At 64.6% G+C, this 16,040-nt stretch carries 19 protein-coding genes; 11 read left to right on the plus strand and 8 right to left on the minus strand.

Annotated features, from left to right (window positions below):
- The first annotated feature begins 10 nt into the window (after window positions 1-10).
- The 7 genes from ACZY1F_RS00900 (at window position 11) to ACZY1F_RS00930 (ending at window position 4,895) form a co-directional block, all read left to right on the plus strand.
- The gene (locus ACZY1F_RS00900; RefSeq protein ID WP_463939790.1) at window positions 11-934 is read left to right on the plus strand and encodes a F510_1955 family glycosylhydrolase; all 924 of its coding nucleotides are present in this window, start codon (window positions 11-13) and stop codon (window positions 932-934) included.
- A gap of 257 nt (window positions 935-1,191) precedes the next feature.
- Window positions 1,192-1,584, plus strand: coding sequence for a cupredoxin domain-containing protein (locus ACZY1F_RS00905; RefSeq protein WP_463939791.1), 393 nt, complete (start codon window positions 1,192-1,194; stop codon window positions 1,582-1,584).
- Window positions 1,581-2,054, plus strand: a complete 474-nt coding sequence (locus ACZY1F_RS00910; protein WP_463939792.1) for a hypothetical protein — start codon at window positions 1,581-1,583, stop codon at window positions 2,052-2,054. Before ACZY1F_RS00905 ends, ACZY1F_RS00910 begins: the two co-directional genes overlap by 4 nt.
- 178 nt (window positions 2,055-2,232) lie before the next feature.
- Entirely contained in the window at window positions 2,233-2,997 is a 765-nt protein-coding gene (locus ACZY1F_RS00915) for a hypothetical protein (protein WP_463939793.1), read from the plus strand.
- Between the two features lie 24 nt (window positions 2,998-3,021).
- On the plus strand, window positions 3,022-3,717 hold the full coding sequence (locus ACZY1F_RS00920) for a sortase domain-containing protein (protein ID WP_498049652.1): 696 nt from the start codon (window positions 3,022-3,024) through the stop codon (window positions 3,715-3,717).
- 49 nt (window positions 3,718-3,766) lie between these two features.
- Window positions 3,767-4,396 carry a hypothetical protein gene (locus ACZY1F_RS00925; protein WP_463939795.1) on the plus strand — a complete coding sequence of 210 codons (630 nt, stop codon included), beginning with the start codon at window positions 3,767-3,769 and terminating at the stop codon, window positions 4,394-4,396.
- Between the two features lie 49 nt (window positions 4,397-4,445).
- Window positions 4,446-4,895, plus strand: coding sequence for a cupredoxin domain-containing protein (locus ACZY1F_RS00930; RefSeq protein ID WP_463939796.1), 450 nt, complete (start codon window positions 4,446-4,448; stop codon window positions 4,893-4,895).
- A 168-nt stretch (window positions 4,896-5,063) separates the two neighbouring features.
- Here the strand turns inward: ACZY1F_RS00930 and ACZY1F_RS00935 are convergent, their stop codons facing one another.
- The 7 genes from ACZY1F_RS00935 to ACZY1F_RS00965 form a co-directional block, all read right to left on the minus strand.
- Complete coding sequence (locus tag ACZY1F_RS00935; RefSeq protein WP_463939797.1) at window positions 5,064-5,702, minus strand: sigma factor-like helix-turn-helix DNA-binding protein; 639 nt, start codon at window positions 5,700-5,702, stop codon at window positions 5,064-5,066.
- A 353-nt stretch (window positions 5,703-6,055) separates the two neighbouring features.
- Window positions 6,056-6,724: a DsbA family protein gene (locus ACZY1F_RS00940; RefSeq protein WP_463939798.1), complete on the minus strand. Its 669-nt coding sequence runs from the start codon at window positions 6,722-6,724 to the stop codon at window positions 6,056-6,058.
- Window positions 6,725-6,880: 156 nt separating this feature from the next.
- Window positions 6,881-7,648: an amino acid ABC transporter ATP-binding protein gene (locus ACZY1F_RS00945; protein WP_463940377.1), complete on the minus strand. Its 768-nt coding sequence runs from the start codon at window positions 7,646-7,648 to the stop codon at window positions 6,881-6,883.
- Window positions 7,649-7,665: 17 nt separating this feature from the next.
- Window positions 7,666-8,649, minus strand: coding sequence for an amino acid ABC transporter permease (locus ACZY1F_RS00950; protein WP_463939799.1), 984 nt, complete (start codon window positions 8,647-8,649; stop codon window positions 7,666-7,668).
- Complete coding sequence (locus ACZY1F_RS00955) at window positions 8,646-9,575, minus strand: ABC transporter substrate-binding protein (RefSeq protein WP_463939800.1); 930 nt, start codon at window positions 9,573-9,575, stop codon at window positions 8,646-8,648. Before ACZY1F_RS00955 ends, ACZY1F_RS00950 begins: the two co-directional genes overlap by 4 nt.
- A gap of 55 nt (window positions 9,576-9,630) precedes the next feature.
- Complete coding sequence (locus ACZY1F_RS00960) at window positions 9,631-10,362, minus strand: SDR family NAD(P)-dependent oxidoreductase (protein ID WP_463939801.1); 732 nt, start codon at window positions 10,360-10,362, stop codon at window positions 9,631-9,633.
- Window positions 10,359-11,765 (minus strand): DUF6421 family protein, encoded by a 1,407-nt coding sequence (locus tag ACZY1F_RS00965; RefSeq protein ID WP_463939802.1) that lies wholly within the window; start codon window positions 11,763-11,765, stop codon window positions 10,359-10,361. The genes ACZY1F_RS00960 and ACZY1F_RS00965 overlap by 4 nt, the downstream gene beginning before the upstream one ends.
- 210 nt (window positions 11,766-11,975) lie before the next feature.
- Here ACZY1F_RS00965 and ACZY1F_RS00970 point away from each other — a divergent pair, with 210 nt between their 5' ends.
- The 3 genes from ACZY1F_RS00970 to ACZY1F_RS00980 all read left to right on the plus strand — a co-directional run bounded on the left by ACZY1F_RS00970 (window position 11,976) and on the right by ACZY1F_RS00980 (window position 14,322).
- Window positions 11,976-13,205: an MFS transporter gene (locus tag ACZY1F_RS00970; RefSeq protein WP_463939803.1), complete on the plus strand. Its 1,230-nt coding sequence runs from the start codon at window positions 11,976-11,978 to the stop codon at window positions 13,203-13,205.
- 4 nt (window positions 13,206-13,209) lie between these two features.
- Complete coding sequence (locus ACZY1F_RS00975; protein ID WP_463939804.1) at window positions 13,210-13,569, plus strand: ArsR/SmtB family transcription factor; 360 nt, start codon at window positions 13,210-13,212, stop codon at window positions 13,567-13,569.
- A 111-nt stretch (window positions 13,570-13,680) separates the two neighbouring features.
- The gene (locus ACZY1F_RS00980; protein ID WP_463939805.1) at window positions 13,681-14,322 is read left to right on the plus strand and encodes an arsenate reductase/protein-tyrosine-phosphatase family protein; all 642 of its coding nucleotides are present in this window, start codon (window positions 13,681-13,683) and stop codon (window positions 14,320-14,322) included.
- A 46-nt stretch (window positions 14,323-14,368) separates the two neighbouring features.
- Here ACZY1F_RS00980 and ACZY1F_RS00985 read toward each other — a convergent pair whose 3' ends face one another.
- The gene (locus tag ACZY1F_RS00985) at window positions 14,369-14,758 is read right to left on the minus strand and encodes a hypothetical protein (RefSeq protein WP_463939806.1); all 390 of its coding nucleotides are present in this window, start codon (window positions 14,756-14,758) and stop codon (window positions 14,369-14,371) included.
- 161 nt (window positions 14,759-14,919) lie between these two features.
- Here ACZY1F_RS00985 and ACZY1F_RS00990 point away from each other — a divergent pair, with 161 nt between their 5' ends.
- Window positions 14,920-16,026: an LCP family protein gene (locus ACZY1F_RS00990; protein WP_463939807.1), complete on the plus strand. Its 1,107-nt coding sequence runs from the start codon at window positions 14,920-14,922 to the stop codon at window positions 16,024-16,026.
- Window positions 16,027-16,040: the final 14 nt, after the last annotated feature.

The following is a 16,040-nucleotide window of genomic DNA, read 5'->3' on the forward strand; positions in this document are numbered from 1 at the left end:
GGAGTTCCCCGTGCCCCTGCACTCTATGAACCGAGGACGTCCCGCCGCTGGGCTCACCGCGGCCGCCGCCCTCTTACTTACCTTTTCCGCCTGTTCCTCCGGCTCAACCACCGGCACCCAACCGTCCAAGGCGGCCGCGGGTCTGCCCAGCTCGCACGTCCACGGCCTGAGCGTGAACCGCGAAACCGATCAGGTCCTGTTGGCCACCCATGAAGGCCTGTTCAACGTCGCCAAGTCACCCGCCACCAAAATCGGGGAGACCAACGACCTGATGGGGTTCACCGCCGCTGCCGACCAGGGCGTCTTTTACGCCTCCGGGCACCCGGGCCCCGGCTCGGATCTGCCCAACCCCATGGGCCTGATCAAATCTGTGGACGGCGGTAAGACCTGGGAGCAGCAGTCCCGCCAGGGTGAATCGGACTTCCATGCCCTCACGGCAACCAAATCCGGAATCGTCGCCTACGACGGGACACTGCTGACCAGCTCCGACGGGAAATCCTGGTCCCCGGCCACGGCCGGGTTCGTTCCCGCCGTTCTGGCAGGCACCCCGGAAAGTGAAACCGTCCTCGCCACCACCCAGGACGGGCTCCAGCGCTCCACCGACGGCGGGAAAACCTGGAAGCTGAACACCACAGCCCCGATCATTCAATTCGTTGCGTTCGCCAGCGGCACCGAAGTCGTCGGCATCGAGCCCAACGGTTCAGTCCAGTATTCAACCGACGCGGGGAGTACCTGGATCCAGACAGGCCATATCGATGGACAGGTCCAGGCGATAACCGCTGTGAAAAAGACAGTAGGCAAACCATGGATCTGGGCAGCCACCACTGAAGGACTCCTCGTATCCGACGACGGCGGCCGGGTGTTCCATGCCCCTAACCCGGTCCGACCAACATCACCGGGACTAGCGCCTTCACCGGTGTCACCTGTGAGCTGATGATCATGGCAGCCTAGGCGGATGGAGCATCAGGAGAGCTGTCCCTTCTGGGCCGGAGTGACGAAGCAGTCAGCGAAGCCCAACAACTGCTGGCCGCCTCCACCTGACCCGTTCCGGGCCCTGCTCGTTCCCAAGCGCAGGAACGGGCGCTGCGCGGGCAGTCCGTAAGGGCGGGGGTGACGAATAAGCTGTGGGGTAGTTTCCTGATGGGCGCGCCGTCCGGCGGGTGGAGGACACATCCCTTGAAGGGGATTGTCATGAAAATCATTACCCGTATGTGGTTTGTAGCCGCGGCCGTGTCGCTGGCGGGCATCACCGGATGCGCAGCCCAAAGCGGCGACTCCTCCGCCCCTCCCGCGGCCAGTTCCGCTGCCCAGTCAACTCAAGGATCAGCCCAGACAGCTGAAGCGGTCATCACCATCAAGAATTTCAAGTTTGAGATTCCGGCGCCGGTGAAGCCGGGTTCGATGGTGACGGTGACGAACGCGGACAGCGCCCCGCACACCCTCACTTCCAAGGACAAGGGCGGGTTCGACATTGAGGTCCCGGGCGGCGCAACGGTGATTTTCCAGGCACCGGATGCCCCCGGTGAGTACGGAATCATTTGTACCTTCCACCCGCAGATGACCGGGACGCTGGTCGTAAAATGAACCGCCAGGAACTGAACCGGCCTGCGCGTTCTCTTTGGGTGCTGCGCGTCGCTGTCGCGGTGGCCCTGGTGGTCAGCGCCGTGATCCATGTCCAGCTCGCCCCCGGCTACCAGCAGGCCGCCCCGGGCGGCATCGGGCAGGGGACCCTGTTTCTGGCCCAGGCCGGAGCCGCGGCCCTGGCAGCGGTGTTCGTGCTGCTCAAAGGATCCCGGACCGCTTTCGCTGCCGCCGCTGCGGTGGCTTTGTCCTCCCTGGCCGCGGTCATCCTCTACCGGTATGTCCAGGTACCCGCTATCGGGCCGCTGCCCTCAATGTACGAACCCGTCTGGTACACCGCCAAGACCATAACGGCTATCGCTGAAGCTGTCGCGGGGGCGATGGCGATGGCCGGGTGCGCCCTGCTGCAGAAAACCCGTACCGGGTCAGGGAAAGCTACGCGGGGCAGACGCCGCGGCGCTTCGCCGGCTTAACCCAGCCAGAGCACGGCCTGCAGAATCACACGGGGGACCTCCCGGCGGTTGCCTCCCCAAAAATATGTGAACCCGGCCACTTTCGTTCCCATCCTTTCCCGGAGTTGTTGCGAAGTACTGGTGACCCCCTTCCCGGGGGCGCCAACATCACCCGCGCGTGTATGAGGAGATTTTTCCAATGAATAAGACACTTCGCCTTATGGCAGTCCCCACCCTGGCCTTGGCCGCTCTTGCCCTGTCCGGTTCCCCCGCGATGGCCGCCGACGGGTCCTACCAGTCCACCCTGAAGCAGCTCAACGGCAGCGCCGGCTCGGGCACGATCACCCTTGATGTCACCGGCAACCAGGCCCACGTCGTCCTGAAAGTTTCGGGCATGCCGGCGACCTTCATGGACGCCCCGTACCCGCACGTGCAGCACATCCACGGCGGAGCCAAGGGCGTCTGCCCGGACCCCTCGGCTGATAAGGACGGCGACCAGGTCATCTCCACTACCGAAGGCGCCCCGTCCTACGGCGGCATCGTCACCACCCTGTCCACCAGCGGCGACACCAGCCCCGCAGCAGGCCTTGACCTGAAGGTCGGCGGACAGGGCGCTTCCTACACGGTGGACCGCACGTTCGAACTGAACGCTGAGACCAAGGCCGCACTTGACGCAGGCACCGCAGTGGTAGTTGTTCACGGCCTTGACCCCGCCACCCTCAGCGCAGCAGGCCAGGCCGCAAAGAGCGACCTCGCCCCCACGCTTCCCCTTGCCGCCACCTCCCCTGCACTGTGCGGGACGTTGACTGCCGGACAGATGAAGATGCCTGCCGGCGGTGCAGCGACCGGCATCGCCACCGAAACCGGCACCGACACCGGAGCCCTTGCCATCGGTTCCGGCCTGGCCCTGGTCGCCCTCGCCGGGGGCGCCTACGCCGTCCGCCGCCGCAACGCAGCAGCCTAAGCCAAAGCTGAACGGATCAATACTGTGACAACCAAGAATCCCGGCCGCCGTAGAGGTCTCGGGGCCCCCACGGCGGCCGGGGTTCTGCTCATGCTTTCCCTAGCCGGCTGCGCCGCCGGACCCGCCACCACTCCCGACGCCGGAACGGCACCTTCCGCCTCCGTCTCATCCATGGCTCCCCCCGCGCTCACGTCCCCGACAGTACCCGGACCGCCGCCTGCTGCCGCCGCGCCCCTGCCCGCAGCGCAGCTTCCGGCGGAACTGGCCGCTTCGGCTCCTGTCACGTTGAGCATTCCCTCAATCGGGGTCCGCACAGACCTTCTCCACCTGGGGCTGGAGGACAACGGCTCCCTCACAGTCCCGCAGGACACCGGCAACGGAGCCCCGGCCGGCTGGTACGAAGGTTCCCCCACCGCCGGGGAACGCGGCCCCTCAGTGATGCTGGGCCACGTAAACGCCCTCGGAGGGCACACGGGCGTCTTCGCCGACCTGCGCAAACTCACCCCCGGCGCCGAGATCAACGTTTCGCGGACCGACGGCACCACTGCGGTCTTCATCGTTGACCGAGGCGCCCTGTACCCCAAAAACGAATTCCCCACCCTCGAGGTCTACGGCAACACCCCAGGGGCTGAACTCCGCCTGATCACCTGCGATGGCTACGACCCTGCCACCGGACTCTTCGATGACAACTACGTCATCTACGCCAAACTCAAAGCCTAGACACCGGCCGCGCACCCACAAAAAGGGAGCGGCCAGAATTGGATGCGCCATGAAACAGCCCAAGCCCTTGCTGGCCACCCTGGGCATGGCCGCCATGCTGCTCTCAGGCTGCGCAACAGCAGCCGGATCCGTCACCGCAGCGCCAAACGTTTCGACCGCGGCCCCGCCAGCCACGTCGCCTGAAGCAAGCCACAGCAGCGGGCATCACGGCCAGGGCTCGCCGACTCGGGGCACGACGGCGAATGCGCCCAGCGCCGCTGCCCTGATGGTCTGCGGGGACCAGCCCAAGGAGAGGCTTCGGTCCATCATGGATCTGGGCTCGGACCCGCACACGATCAATACCTGGGCCAACAGCACCTTCACCTGCACCTACCACCTGGCCGAAGGAGCGCTGGTCATCTCCGTCCAGGAAGCCACGGACAAGGCATCCGCACGCAAATACTTCGACGCGATGCAGGCCCTCGCCAAGGACGCAACACCCATCGAAGGCCTGGCGAACCTCGGATTCCCGGCCTACGAAACCGCCGACGGATCAGCCGTGTTCCAAAAAGACAACTTCGTTTTGCACGTGAACGCCAGCGACCTGCCCCCAAACCTTGGACCGGACAACATCACCAGAAACGCACTGGCCTACCAGCTCTCCACCACCATTCTCGCCTGCTGGATCGAACACCCCTGACCATCTGCTTTTTAGTACGGCACCGGCAGTTTCCACGAAAGGTTTCACCATGAAAGCAACCACCAGAACCGGCAGCGCACTCGGACTCGCGGCGGCAGCAGTAGTGCTGGTCCTGTCCGGCTGCGGTGCTTCCGGGGTGTCCGGGTCCGGCACGACAGCTGCCCCCACACTGACGGAAGAATTCCCGACAGCTACGGCCGCCACCACAGCTTCCGCTCCCTCCACGTCAGGCACCGGCTCAACAACTGCGGCGGCGCCGGCAGAAATCCTGATTACAGGCTTCAAATACCAGGGTGCGGACACCGTGAGCCCCGGGGCGGAGATCACCGTCACCAACGAAGACATCGAAGCGCATACCATCACTGCGGACACCGGCACCACGTTCGACGTCAACGTCAAAGTCGGCACCGGAACCTTCACCGCCCCCGCCGAACCCGGGACTTACCCCTACCACTGCAACTTCCACGGCAACATGAAAGGCACCCTCATCGTGAAATAGGGCCCCACAGATACCGCTGCAGGAGTAACTCAAGTCAGTCGGTGCCTGCTGCGCCCACTGACTGGCGCAATTGCAGAACCCTCCCGGATCCTGGCCTTGACCCCCGGGAGATTCAGGTTCAGGGCCGCAGCGACTTCCGCGTAGGTCTGCCGCTACAGTAGGCCATGACTATAGCCTCCGACTGCATGGCAGTAGTCGTGGACAGGATGGCCAAGAGGGGTCCGCCTGGTCGAAGGCGGCGAACCCGCTGCTCAGGTCGCGCGATGTCGGAATGTCCCGCCGTTGCGTGCTGTCCGGGAGACGCAGCCGAGGGCTGATGCCGGTGCACGCTCCAAGCGACGGGCATTTCGATGCTTGCGTCGATAGCGCTGGAGGCATCGGCCCACGGGGTGACCTAAGTAGCGGTCCGCCAGTGTGCACGAGTCTCCGCCCAAGGCCGCCCTGCCGGGATCGGGTCACCGATAACCGGGGTCCAAGCGCTTCGACGCCGTCGGGTGCAACTGTTGCACCGGCGTCGAACGGCAACAAAGGCCTGTCCAGGAGCGCCCCCGCGCGCGTCATGGAGCACCCCAGGTAGTCCGCGAGTTCGCCTATGCTGAGGTGGTCCCAGTAGACCAGCCGCAGTACTTCGCGCTCCACAGGATGGAGTGACGCGATGATCCCGGCGACGGATTCCTGCTGAGCCAAGTCGCTGTCCCGCTCCCGGATGGTTGCGGCCGCCGGGTGTGCCGATGCGGCCAGCAGTGCTCCAAACGAGACGTCAATTCCTTCCTGCCTCCGGCTCAGGGCCCAGCGGAAGGCGTCCACGGCGAGTACCTAGGCGTATTCGGCATCGCCCGTCCTGCGGGCCAGGAACAAGCTGAGTCTGTCGAATTCTGCTGGCGAGGCACCCGCTTGGCTGAACAAGGCCCGCTCCCTACTCGGGTTGGATGTTGCGGACGGAGACAGCATCCGCTTGCACGTCCGGTACTGGTCCGTTTCCATGAACGCCGTGGCTTCGTCGAGCGAGGCCAAGGTGGGGGTTACGGATGTCGTCGATGCCGACAACCAGCCGGCCGCAACGCGTTTGAGGGCTGGTGTCCTATACCCCTCATGTTTGCGCGAAGTGCTGGTTTCTTACAGGCAGCGCGTGGAAAATGAACCCGACGGCACCGGCGTCGCTACCGAGCGGCGTCGTCGAGCAGCTGCCGGAACTGGGCTTCGGTGTTGAGGGTGAGTTTTTTGCCGTTGAGGAAGAACGTCGGGGTGCCGGTGACGCCGAGCGTTTTGCCGTCCACAATGTCCCGGCGGATCCGTTCCTTCGCATCTTCGGCCGCAACGTCCTGATCGAACTTGGCCATGTCGAGGCCGAGACCTTCGGCGTAGGTCCGGATCAGGGCGCCCTGCGAGTTCTGCTTTCCGCCCCACTCCGGCTGGGTCTCGAAAAGCTTCGCGACCATCGCCTCGTACTGGCCCTGGCGTGCGGCCGCTTCGACGGCGAGCGCTGCGGTGCCGGAGTTCAGGTGGCCCGGCAGCGGGAAGTAGCGATGGACGAAGGTGATGCGGTCCCCGTAATCCTTCTTCAGTTGGCTCACCAGGGGTTCGGCAGCGCGGCAGGCTTCGCATTCAAAGTCCAGGAACTCAACGAGCTGGGCTTTCTCGGCCGCCGGGGCGGTGAGCCGGTGGCTGTCTTCCCTGACAAACGCGGGATCAGCGGATGCCTGTGGCGCGGGCGCCGCGGGTTTGTTCGCGGTAAACAAGGCGAACCAGATCACGCCGCCAATCACGAGGACCCCCAGCAGGGTCCAGATTGCTACTCGAACGTTGCGCGCAACAGTGACGGCACTCATTGGTTGGTGTCCCCTCAGATCAGAAACCAGGTAGCTCGATCATAGCCAGAGCTGGCCGCGCCGCCGTCGGCCAGCGCGCCCCGGCCGTAGACACCGATGCCGGTCCGGGCGGGATCCGTTTCGCACATCACCGCCCGGACCGCTTGGATTGAGCCGTCAGAGCACTTTGGACAGGAACTCCTGGGTGCGGGCCTGCTGCGGGTTGGCGATGATGTCGCGCGGGTTGCCGCTTTCGACGACGACGCCGCCGTCCATGAAGGTCAGGGTGTCTCCTACCTCGCGCGCGAAGCCGATCTCGTGGGTCACCACGATCATGGTCATGCCGGACTTGGCCAGGTCTTTCATCACGCTGAGCACTTCGCCCACGAGTTCCGGGTCCAGTGCGGAGGTGGGCTCGTCGAAGAGCATCAGTTCAGGCTCCATCGCCAGTGCACGGGCGATGGCCACGCGCTGCTGCTGGCCGCCGGAGAGCTGCGCCGGATAGTGGTTGGCGTGGTTGCCTAAACCGACACGGTCCAGAAGTTCCATCGCTCGTGATCTGGCCTGCAGCTTGGATTGCCGCTTGACCTGGGTGGGCGCCTCAATAATGTTCTGTAGCGCCGTACGGTGCGGGAAGAGGTTAAAGCGCTGGAAGACCATGCCGATCTCCCGGCGCTGGGCGGCGATCTCTTTGAGAGTCAGGTCATGCAGGCGCCCGCGGGTCTCGCGGTAGCCGATCAGTTCTTCGCGGAGGTGGATCCGGCCGGCGCTGATGGTTTCCAGCATGTTGATGCAGCGCAACAACGTGGACTTCCCGGAACCGGACGGGCCGATGAGGACAGCGACCTCGCCCTGCCGGACCGTCATGTCGATCCCGCGGAGCACATGGTGCTCTCCGAAGTACTTGTGGACCCCGTCGATACGGACGAGGGTCTCCTTCGTCATGACGTCGTTGGTGATGGTCACGGTAGCTTGTCCTCTTGTTTGGGTGCTTTGGCTGCTTTGGCGGCGGCGGCCGCCGCGGCTGCCTGGGTTGGCTTGACCGGGGCAGGGACGAGGTTGTCCACGCCCTTTCCGAAGTGGCGCTCAACGTAGTACTGGCCCACCATCAGGATGCTGGTGATCACCAGGTACCAGAGGGCGGCCACGATCAGCAACGGTATGGGCAGGTAGCTGCGGTTGGCGATGCCGTTGGTGGCGAATGTCAGGTCCAAGGTGAATGGCACCGCGAGCACCAGTGAGGTGGTCTTGAGCATCCCGATGGTCTCATTACCGGTGGGTGGCACGATCACGCGCATGGCCTGGGGCAGAATGATCCGCCACATGATTTTGGACTTGCGCATACCCAGGGCCTCGGCGGCTTCCATCTGGCCGGAGTCCACGGACTTCAGGCCGGCGCGGAAGATTTCGGCCAGGTAGGCTGACTCGTTCAGCCCCAGTCCCAGGATTGCTGCCACGAAAACGGTGATCACGTCCTGGGTGCTGAAGCTGAACAGTTCCGGTCCGAACGGAATGCCCAAGGCGATCTTGGGATAAAGAACGGAAATGAGACCCCAGAACACCAGCTGGGTGTAGACCGGTGTGCCGCGGAAGAACCAGACCCAGGTCCAGCTGACGCCGCGGAACAGGGGATTGTCCGACTGGCGCATGAAGGCCAGGAGAATGGCCAGCACGACGGCGATCACCATCGAAAGGACTGTCAGCAGCATCGTCCAGCCGATGCCCTGGATGACGAGCACGTCCATGAAGTATGTGCCGACGATGTCCCAGCGGAAATTGGTGTTGGTGACCAGGCTCTGGCCCAGCAGCGCGGCGAAGAGCAGGATGAGGACGGCGCCGGCCCAGCGGCCGGGATGGCGGACCGGAACGGCGTTGATAAGTTCCGGTTTCCGGTGCGCGGCCCCGGTCCTGAGGTCGCTGGTATCGGCGTGTGTGAGGGTGCTCAATTGCCTACCGCCGGGTTCACTTCGGACTTCGTGACGGCGCCCTTGGTGTTGCTCCAGGTGTCCAGGATCTTCCCGTAGGTCCCGTCGCTGATGAGCTTGTTCATGACGTTTTTCATGAGCTCGGACAGCGCGGTGTCGCCTTTAGCCACCGCGATACCTTGCGGTGCGGCATCGTAGACATCGCCCAGGGCCTCCAGCTTGCCGCCGGTCTGCGAGAGGGCGTAGCCGATGATGGGGGAATCAGCGGCCATGGCGTCGATGCTGCCGTTCACCAGACGGGTGGTCACATCTGTCTGGGTCTTCAAAGTGACCACGTTGACGCCTGGTTTTTCGGCATCTGTGCAGGCCTTGGACCGGGCGGAGACGTCAGGGGCCTCTTGGGTAGTGCCGGTCTGCACCCCCACGGTTTTGCCGCAGATGTCATCGACGCTGAAATTTTTCGGGTTCCCCTTCTGGACTGCCCACAACGTGCCGGCATTGAAGTAGCTGACCATATTGACGGCCTTCAGGCGCTCCGCGTTGATGGTGAAGGAGGAGATTCCCAGATCGTACTTGGCACCGAGTGCGGGCAGGATTCCCGTGAATTCCGAGGTCTGGACCCGGACGTCCAGGCCGAGGGTCGCCCCGATGGCCTTGGCGAAGTCCACGTTGTAGCCCACGGGGGTCTGGCCGTCGGCGCCGCCCAGGGATTCGGCAGGTGCGTAGGATGTGTCGGCACCCACCGTGAGGGTTCCCTTGCTCCTCATGGCCTCAGGGACGCTCGCGGCGAGGGTATCGTCCCTGGCCACAGAGGCGGGATCAAAGCCAGTGGAACCCGGGGCAGCTCCCCCCTGGTTCTGTGATGCATTGGTGCAGCCGGTCAGGGAAAGAAGGCCGATGGCGAGACTCGCCAGTACCTTGGTCCTCTTGGTCGGAGAAAACGACATTGTTTACCTCTTGGTTTGTGTGGCCCATGGATGGGATTGCGGGATAGCTGGAAGATCAGACCAGGGGCAGGCGGGAACCGTTGAGTTCGGCTGCGGACCCGCTGAACAGCGCGGCCGAAGCGGCTCCGAGATCCTTCACATGGGTGAATCCCGGGAATTTCCGGTCGGGCTGGGCAGCCTTCATCTTGTCGTCGACGAGGGCCTTGACCACGAACACGACGGCAGCGGACCGCTGCGGTTCCCGGTGGTCAGTGCTGCCGGATTGTGAGCTGCGGAAGCCGTCGGCCACCGCCAAAGTCCAGGCCTCTGAAGCGGCCTTGATCGCTGCGTAGGCGGCACCACCTGCGGAGGGATTGGCAGCTGCCTGGGCAGACACGATGGCCAGTCTGCCGGCCGGGGACTTTTCAAGGTCGTCATAGAAGGCGCGGCTGGTGTTTCGCAGTGTCGTCAGGACGCTGGTGTGCAGAAAGTCCCAGTCCGAGTCCTGCTGCCCCGGTATGCCGTCGCCGCCGCGCCAGCCGCCCACCAGGTGGATCAGGCCATCGAGGGGTCCAAGGTCCCGCCGTACCGAGGACGCCAGTTCCCGGACTGCCGCAGGTTCTGCGAGGTTACAGGTATAGCCGGTGACATTGGGGCGGGACCGTGCGAGATTTTGCACGCGTTCAGTGTCCAGGTCTACGGCGGCGACGCGGAATCCGGCGCCGCTCAGGGCCGATACGACGGCGGTCCCGGCCTCGCTGGTGGAGCCCGCCACCATGACTGTCCTGGGTCCGTCGGGAGCCATCATGCGGCATCCTTGAGGCTGTTGCCGCCGTTGGGCTCACCGGTGATTCCGGCCGTGGATTCGATGACGTTTCTCATCTTTTTCTCCAGTGCTTCGTAGAACATTGACAGCGGGAACTCGTCATCAAGCACCTGGTCGGTGAGGCCCCGAGGCGGGCCGTCAAGGGCCAGCGCGTCGGGCCCCTTGGCCCAGAGGGATGCGGGGTTCGGGGTGACTGTCGCGCTGATGAATTCATAGGCCGCGAGCCAGTGAGCGGTTTTCGGGCGGTCAATGGAACGCCAGTACAGCTCCTCGATCCGCTTGCCGAGTTCGATGACGACGTCGGCCGTTTCCGCCCAGTCGATAGACAGTTTCGAGTCCGTCCAATGAAGCACCTTGTGCTGGTGCATCCAGGCGAAAAGGAGCTGACCGCCAAGGCCGTCGTAATTACGGACCCGGTTTCCTGTCATCGCGAACCGGAAAATCCGGTCGAAAATGACGGCATACTGGACGAGTTTCGCGTGGTTTCGCGCCTCCGGCGCCGCGTTCTCATCCCTCTCGATACGGACGGATTCGCGGAATGCCGTCAGATCGCACCGCAGCTCTTCCAGGGTGTAGAGAAAGAACGGCATCCTCTGCTTGATCATGAATGGATCAAACGGCAGATCCCCGCGCATGTGCGTCCTGTCGTGGATCAGGTCCCACATCACGAAGGTTTCCATGGCCAGTTGCGGGTCTTCAAGGAGCCGCCGAGCCCCTTCGGGCAGAGTGAGCGACGTGATGTCGCTGGCTGCGGCCACCACCCTCCGGAACCGCTCAGCCTCTCGATCCGCGAAAATGCCACCCCAGGTGAACTGCGGGGTTTCACGGACGGCTACGCTCTCGGGAAACAGTACGGCCGAGTTCGTGTCATAGCCAGGTGTGAAGTCGATGAACCGGATGGGTACGAACAGCTGGTTCGAATACTCTCCACCTTCGAGGTCAGCGATGAACTCCGGCCACACGACTTCGAACAGCACGGCCTCCACGAATCGGTTCGGGCTGCCGTTCTGCGTATACATGGGGAAGACCACCAGATGCGGCAGTCCGTCGATTCGGTGCTGCTGCGGCTGGAATGCCAGCAGAGAGTCCAGGAAGTCCGGGACCCCGAACGAGGAAGCAGCCCACCGCTCGAAGTCAACTTCGAGCCGAGCCAGATACTCCGCATCGTGCGGAAACGAGGGGGCCAAATCCCTGATTGAAGCCGTGATGGTAGCGACCTCGAACAGGGCGCGGTCGTGGTCCCCCGGATCAGGTATCGAGCCGTCCTTAACCTGGATCTGCTGCAGAGCTGTGGCGGCCCGTTTCAGCTCGGTCCAGGACGAGTTTGAGGCAAGCAGTGCCCCTGTTGAGGAGCGGGAATAGTTTTGTGCTTTTGTTGCAGTCATGGCTACGGCGTCCTTCCTTCTTTGTGACCCGCGTAACACTAATGAACGGAAAGACATCTTTATCTAAAAACAGCTGCACGGTAAGCAATTCTTAGCCTACGGCCGGGAAATTGAGTCGGTGGACAAGCATTTCCCGTGCAGGACGCCGCAGGCGGCAGGTCTACAATGGGTGCATAAGTACGCACATGTTGTTTCGTATGAGGGATCCTCATGATCGAAGTTCTGGCCATCCGCACCTTTCGAAAGCTCTTCACAGCCCAGATCGTTGCCTTGCTCGGGACGGGTTTGCTGACCGTCGCCCTCGGACTCCTGTCGTTCGACCTTGCCGGGGCCCAGGCCGGGGCCGTGCTCGGCACTGCGTTGACCATCAAGATGCTGGCCTATGTCTTCGTCGCTCCAGTCATGGCGGCACTGGTGGAAAGGCTGCCAAAAAAGCCGGTCCTGGTTGCCGCGGACCTGGTCCGTGGTGGAATCGCGCTGATGCTGCCCGCGGTGGATCAGGCCTGGCAAATCTATGTGCTGGTCTTTGTGCTTCAGAGCGCCTCGGCGACGTTCACGCCCGCCTTCCAGTCCCTGATCCCGGCGGTACTGCCTGACGAACGGCAGTACACGCGGGCCCTGTCACTCTCCCGCCTCGCGTATGACCTGGAATCCCTGGTCAGCCCGGCCCTGGCAGCCGCACTCCTTTCCGTACTGAGCTTCCACGAACTTTTCCTCGGCACCGTGGCAGGCTTTGTGTTCTCGGCGGCACTAGTGGTGACCACCAGGCTGCCTGCAACACCGGCGCACCGGCAGGACGGATCACTCTGGCACCGCACCACCCTCGGTGCCCGGATCTTTGCGAAGACGCCGGAACTGCGTGGCCTCCTCGCGTTGAATCTTGCCGTGGCAGCCGCTACAGCTTTGGTGCTGGTCAACACGGTGGTCTATGCCCGGGACCTGTTCGCCGGATCCAACGCCGACGTCGCCATCGCCCTGGCCTGTTTCGGCGCGGGCTCAATGGCTGCAGCACTCAGCGCGCCCAGGGCGCTGGACCGAATAGCCGACCGTTCACTGATGATGGCCGGAGCCGCGCTTCTTGCCCTTGGCCTCGCCGGCACGTTTGTTGTCCTGGCGGCTTCCGGGCCGTGGCTCGTACTGCTGGGGCTCTGGGTTGCCCTGGGGGCCGGGACCTCGATGATCAGCACCCCGTCGGCCCGGCTGCTGCGCCGAGCCGCGACGGAAAGCACCCGGACCTATATCTTCACTGCCCAGTTCTCCCTATCGCACGCGTGCTTCATCATCACCTACCCTGTAGCGGGCTGGATCGGCGCGTCCGCCGGCCAGCCCGCGGCCGCCGCAGTCCTGGCGGTGGTGGCTATGATCAGTACAGCAGCGGCCCTGAAATTCTGGCCGGCTGCCTCCAGGACCGGCGCAGAACCGGCCAGCAGGAAAGGGTGATCCGGTGCAAGAGACCCAGCGCGTCAACACACCGAGCCTTCACCACCCCAGACTCCCGGATGCCCGCCGGCTGGATGCCGCGACCGCCACGTTCCGGATGCTCTCCGATCCCACCCGCCTGCACGTGCTCTGGCTCCTGACGCAGGAACCGGCCGATGTCAGCACCCTGGTGGAACGCACCGGCGCCTCCCGGACCTCCGTCAGTCAGCACCTGGCCAAGCTCCGCTTCAGCGGCCTCGTCAGCACCCAAAAAGTCAGCCGCAGGGTGGTCTACAGCATCGCGGACGGCCACCTTGCCCGGCTCGTCCTTGAAGGCCTGAACCACGCCGACCACACCGTCACCGGGGAACCCAGCCACGGCTGACCGCACCGCCCCGCCGTCGGCCGCTTTAGGCCCGGCCCCGCCCGCACGTGTTAAGTTGAAAGACACGACGGGCCGCACCGGTCCGGCGCATCGGCTGGAAAGAGAAGTTCCGTGGAATCCCCCGCATCTGCCCCCGCACCCGTGAGGATCCTGACGGTCTGCACCGGCAACATCTGCCGTTCCCCCGTGGCCGAACGGCTGCTGCAAGCGGGGCTGGACCAGGTGATGCCGGGCGGATTTGAGGTCACCAGCGCCGGAACCCGCGCCATGGTGGGCGACCGCATGCAGCCGCTGTCCGGCGACATCGTGCGCACCTTTGGCGGGAACCCGGATGGTTTCGTCTCGCGGCAGCTGACCGGCAAGATCCTGCGCGGCGTGGACCTGGTGCTCACCATGACCTCCGGCCACCGTGGCGAAGTGCTTCAGCTGGACGCTTCCCTGCTCAAGCGCACCTTCACCATCCGCGAGTTCGCCCGGATGCTTGACGTCCTGGACAAGCGTGCGGACAGTGCCGCAATGGTTCCCGTAGCGGACGACGGCGGCAGTCCCCTCAGTGCCAACACCGCCTTCTGGCGGGGACTGCCCGCGCGCGCCGCGTCCGTCCGGCATCTGTCGCTGCCCGCGGATTCCTCCGAAAACGACATCATCGACCCCTACCGGCGCAGCCCCGAGATCTACCGCCAGATGGAGGACGAACTGGCCCCGGCCATCGTTTCTGTCCTGCGGCACGCCCGGCTGAACCTTCCGGCTTAGCGTTCCCGCTTAGTCGGCACTGACGCCACCAACGAGGGTCCCTGCGTTAGAGACTGGACTGCGCCGCCTCGGGGGTAACTTCACGCACTTCCGCGAACGTGCCGTCTGCCTTCAGCCCCATGGCAAGATGAGCCCGGCGTACCAAATGCCGTTGCAGAAACCCGTAAACGGCGTAGAGCACGCCGGATATGGCGCCGATCAGCAGGGCCGAGTCACTCGCCGCGCGGTACCAGTAGTAGCCCGGGTGGCCAAACGTAATGTCCCCTGCAGCCAGGGGGAAGAGCACACCTGCCAGAAACAGCAGGCTCGCAAAGAGCGGGATAAACAGCAGCCCCTGGATGGTATTCAGCCGCTTGCCCGTTCTTCTGTAACGCTCGTACTGCTTCTCCCAGGCCTCACGGCTGGTGACAAGCAGAATTGGCTTCGTATTTTCCATCAGATCCCCCACAAATATCCCGTTCCTGACCAAGAGCCTAGTGCGCCCCGTACGGCGGCGGCCTGCCGCTGAACCCGGCGCGCCGCCGTCGTACGTCACAGCACGGAAACGACACGCTCCGCGTTGTAGCCGTAACCGGGTCCGGGGGCGGACACTAAGTCATGGTGAGCACCCCAAGCGGTCCAGATCCGATCGGCCCGGTCCCTTCTGGCCCCGAGCCTGCCGCGCCTGCCGCGCTGAAACGGCACCGCGTGATCGCGGCGGTGCTGTCGCTGGTACTGGTGGCCGTCGTCGCCGTGTCGGCCCTGCTGTTCAGCCGGCCTGCCGCGGAAGTTGCGGCCCCGGCGCCCACCATCACCGACACCGCCACCCCTACTCCTTCGGAGACGCCGCCGCCGCCCCCGGCACCGGCCCCTCCCCCTCCGCCCGAGCCCATCGCGGAACTCCCGGCGGCGCCCATGAACATCCTGGTGATCGGCAGCGACAGCCGCGCCAGCGCCCGGGAGGCGTCGGCGGCCACCGCAACCACTGGCGAATCCCAGGACCACCGCGCCGACACTCTCATGCTCGTCCACATCCCGGCCGACCGCCGCAGCGTCCACGTGGTTTCCCTCATGCGGGACCTGTACGTCAACATCCCCGACTACGGCTACGCCAAGATCAACACCAGCCTGCAGGTGGGCGGCGTCCCGCTGGTCACCCGGACGGTGGAGTCCCTGATGGAGACCCATATCGATCACACCGTCATGCTGGACTTCAACGGTTTCAGGACGCTCACGGACGGGCTGGGCGGAATCGACGTTGACGTCACCGTGCCTTTCCAGTCCACCCACGAAACCCAGCACGTCTTCGCGGCGGGGGTGAACCACCTCGATGGCCAGGCGGCCATGGAGTTCGTCCGCGAGCGCTACGCGTTCGTCGACGGCGACTACCAGCGGGTCCGGAACCAGCAGACGTTCCTCCGCGCCATCCTCGCCCGGCTGACCGGCGGCGGCGCCCTGCACGATGTGACCGCGGTGCGCGCCCTGGTGAATTTTGCGGGCGGATACCTCACCGTTGACCAGGGCTTTGATCCTGTGGGGGTGGCGATCCTGGCCTACGGCATGCGCGGCATCGATCCCAATGCCGTGGTGTCCCTCACCCTGCCGACGGCCGGCCCGGGCATGACGCCCGGCGGAGCGTCAGTGCTGTTCCCGGACTATGCAGGGATCGCCCAGATGGCGGCTGCCCTTCGGGAAGGCCGGCTGCCCGCGTACGCGGGCGGGTAGTTGCCGGGCTGTTG

The organism is Pseudarthrobacter xylosi (genome assembly GCF_055412765.1).